The 2,796-nt window shown below is 73.9% G+C and carries 3 protein-coding genes and 1 pseudogene; 2 read left to right on the forward strand and 2 right to left on the reverse strand.

Annotated features, from left to right (window positions below; genetic code table 11):
- Positions 1 to 88 precede the first annotated feature (88 nt).
- Positions 89 to 631 carry a DUF1360 domain-containing protein gene (locus tag B7767_RS27905; protein ID WP_085574589.1) on the reverse strand — a complete coding sequence of 181 codons (543 nt, stop codon included), beginning with the start codon at positions 629 to 631 and terminating at the stop codon, positions 89 to 91.
- Entirely contained in the window at positions 615 to 1,601 is a 987-nt protein-coding gene (locus B7767_RS27910; protein WP_085574590.1) for a Rieske (2Fe-2S) protein, read from the reverse strand. Before B7767_RS27910 ends, B7767_RS27905 begins: the two co-directional genes overlap by 17 nt.
- A gap of 371 nt (positions 1,602 to 1,972) precedes the next feature.
- Between B7767_RS27910 and B7767_RS27915 the strand changes: the two genes are divergently transcribed.
- Together B7767_RS27915 and B7767_RS49415 are read left to right on the forward strand one after the other, a co-directional pair.
- On the forward strand, positions 1,973 to 2,377 hold the full coding sequence (locus B7767_RS27915) for a RidA family protein (RefSeq protein WP_085574591.1): 405 nt from the start codon (positions 1,973 to 1,975) through the stop codon (positions 2,375 to 2,377).
- A gap of 217 nt (positions 2,378 to 2,594) precedes the next feature.
- Positions 2,595 to 2,796, forward strand: a pseudogene (locus B7767_RS49415) (hypothetical protein); the annotation flags it as partial.

Consider the following 2,796-nt stretch of genomic DNA (forward strand, 5'->3'; position numbering starts at 1 on the left):
CCCGGGCAGCGGCACGCCGCGAAGCGCCCCGGCCGTCACTCCGGCGCGGGACCTCTGCCCCGGGGGCGGTCGGGCGTGTGAGGGGCGGTCACCCGCCGGTCGTCTCGGCCACCAGCGCGCCGTACGCCAGCTGCAGGGCGTCCGCGCCGGCCAGCGCGGTGAGCGCCCCCATGACGGTGCGGGTGGCGCGCGGCCAGAGCAGCTGTCCGGCGGTGAGGGTCGAGGCCACCCAGACGCTCATGCAGAACGGGCACGTCACCAGCTCGCCGACCGTGTCCTTGGCGCCTTCGGACCGTGCCTCCTCGTGCAGCTCGGCCGGCCCCTGCGGGCCCTGGAACGTGGTGAAGGGGGCCCTCAGCGGGCTGGTCACCGACGCCTTGCTCAGCAGCCGGCTCAGCCGGAAGGTGGCCACCGCGGTCAGTGCCACGTCCCAGGGCGCGGGCCGGTCCGGCACGGGACGGCCGCGCATCCTGACCACCGTCGCCCACCCCGCCGTGTACACGCCGAAAGCCGCCATGGCCGTCAGATAGCCGCGCAGCGGACGGTCCTCCTCCGCCGAGTACGTGCGTTCGGTGTGCCGCCACCGCCGCCTCAGACGTTCCGTGAAACGGCCGTCAGATGTCGCGCTCATGGCCTGCGTCCCCTTCGTCTTCGGCCCGCGTCCGTGTCTCGTCCGCCTCCGCTCCGCGCCCGGCCGGCGTCTCCGCCCCGTCGTCCGCACGGCGCAGCCCGATCTCCACGTGTCCGTCGACGACGCGGGTGTCGAAGGCGGGCTGGGGCGCGGTGGCGGGGCCGCGGACGTTCCAGCCGTCCGAGAGCCGGAAGACGCTGCCGTGCCAGGGGCACCGGACGCACCCGTCGGCGATCGTGCCCTCGGAGAGCGGGCCCGCCAGATGGCTGCACCGCTCGGCCAGTGCGTGGAAGGTCCCGCCGGTCTCGCGCACCACCAGGACCGGCACGTCGTCCACGGTGCGCCGCACGGGCCGCCCGGCGGGGAACTCGTCCACCGTGCCGACCCTGTGCCAGCCCTCACCGACGACGTGCGGTACTTCCTCGGCGTGGTTGGCGCCGGAGGCCTGCCGGTATGCCAGGTGGCCGCCCAGCATGCCTCCCAGGCCGACCGCCGTCAGCCCGAGGAATCCGTACGCGCGGCCCGCTCCGGCCCGTCCGGTGAGGCGGCAGAGGAGCGAGGCGCCGTACAGCCCCACGGCCGCCGTGTTGGCCACGGCGTGCACCAGCCCCACCCGTTTCTGCTGACGGTGCAGTTCGGCCCAGTCGACCGCGCCCGCCAGCGCGGCGGGGCCGGCCGCGGCCAGTCCGACGCCCACCAGGAGGCCGGCCTCCCGGGAACGGCCGGGCCACAGGTCGAGCACGGCGGCGGACATCCAGCTGCCGATCGGCACCTGCACCATCAGGGGGTGCACGGGATGGCCGAGCCACCTGCCGTGCAACGCGTCCCGCGCCCGGCCCAACGGGAGGGCCCGGACCCTTCTGGTCAGTACGTCGGTCGCCCCGTCCGCCCTGGGATCACGCTCCAGGGCGTCGAGCAGCCACAGCATCCGGTTCCGGCCCGTACGGCGGCGACCTGGCTTCTTGCTCATGGGCGGAGGGTCCCCCCGACGGCGGGGGACAAACAGCCGGTCCAGGACGCGGAGCCGGCCCTCGCCGTGGCCGCGCGGACGGCGTCCTCGGTGCGGTCCACGAGGGCGGCTACGGGGGGATGCCGCCGGGCGGGCGCCTGAAGCGGCGGTCGCCCCGCTCGACGGCACGAAGCCTCGTGCGTCGCGGGACGCCGGCCGGTCCCCCGACCAGTGGCCGCTCCCCAAGAGCTCGCCTCGGTGAGTTCCGTGCGCGCGGAGGCCACTGCGCATTCACTGCCGGACAAGCCTCATTTGTACGCACCTGTAACTTCTGCGTGCAACGAGCGCGTTCACGACTGACGGTCTCGCGCACTGTTCCAAGGGAGTGGGTCATGACTTCTCAGGTGAAGACATTCGGTTTCGGCATGCCGTGGGAGTCGTCGTACGGGTACAGCCAGGCCGTCCAGGCCGGTGACACGGTGTACGTGTCGGGGCAGCTGTCCCATGACCGTCACGGCGACTTCGTGGGTGCGGGCGACTTCGGACTGCAGGTCCGGACCACGCTGGAGAACCTGGACCTGGTGCTGGAGCGGTTCGGGGCCGAGCGCGGCCAGATAGTGGAGACCACGGTGCTGGTGAGGAACCTGCGGGAGAACTTCGACGCGATGGCGCGCCTCCACGCCGAGTACTTCGGGGAGCACCGGCCCACCAGCACGGTCATGGGCGTTCCCGACCTTGCCCTGCCGGACCAACTCGTGGAGATCGGCGCACTCGTGCGTCTCGACGTGAAGCCATAGGCAGGAGGCCGGCCCGATTCCCTCACCGGGCGCTCCCCGGGGTGTTCCTCCAGGAGGGTGAGGACGGCTTCGGTGATGACGGTCACGCGCCGCTCGCCCCCTTGGGCGCCCTTTCGGGCGGCGTGCTCCTGCGGCGGTCCGGGGCGGGACTGCCGCACTTCAGCGGAGCTGAGGCCGCTCGGCGGACGACGCGTCCGGTCCGCCGCCTCCGGCCGCGATGACCGGTGACCGCGCCCACGACTTCGTCGGTGTCGGCCTGTTCGTCATCCGCGGCGATCCAGCCCTGCCGGCCCGGTTCACCGAGGCGCACGGCCACAACTTCGAGCCGGAGGGGCCGCCCGACCCGGCGGACACGGCGACCGGCTTCACGCGGCGGTCGCCGGCGCAGGGCGTCGCGCGGGCGCGCCGGCCCCCTCCGG

The sequence above is a fragment of the Streptomyces sp. 13-12-16 genome, assembly GCF_002114215.1.
In the GTDB taxonomy this organism is placed as follows: Bacteria; Actinomycetota; Actinomycetes; order Streptomycetales; family Streptomycetaceae; genus Streptomyces.

Excerpts from the sequence above, each read along its gene's own strand:
- B7767_RS27910 (WP_085574590.1), bottom strand. The coding sequence starts at position 1,601 with ATGAGCAAGAAGCCAGGTCGCCGCCGTACGGGCCGGAACCGGATGCTG.
- B7767_RS27915 (WP_085574591.1), top strand. The coding sequence starts at position 1,973 with ATGACTTCTCAGGTGAAGACATTCGGTTTCGGCATGCCGTGGGAGTCG.
- B7767_RS27905 (WP_085574589.1), bottom strand. The coding sequence starts at position 631 with ATGAGCGCGACATCTGACGGCCGTTTCACGGAACGTCTGAGGCGGCGG.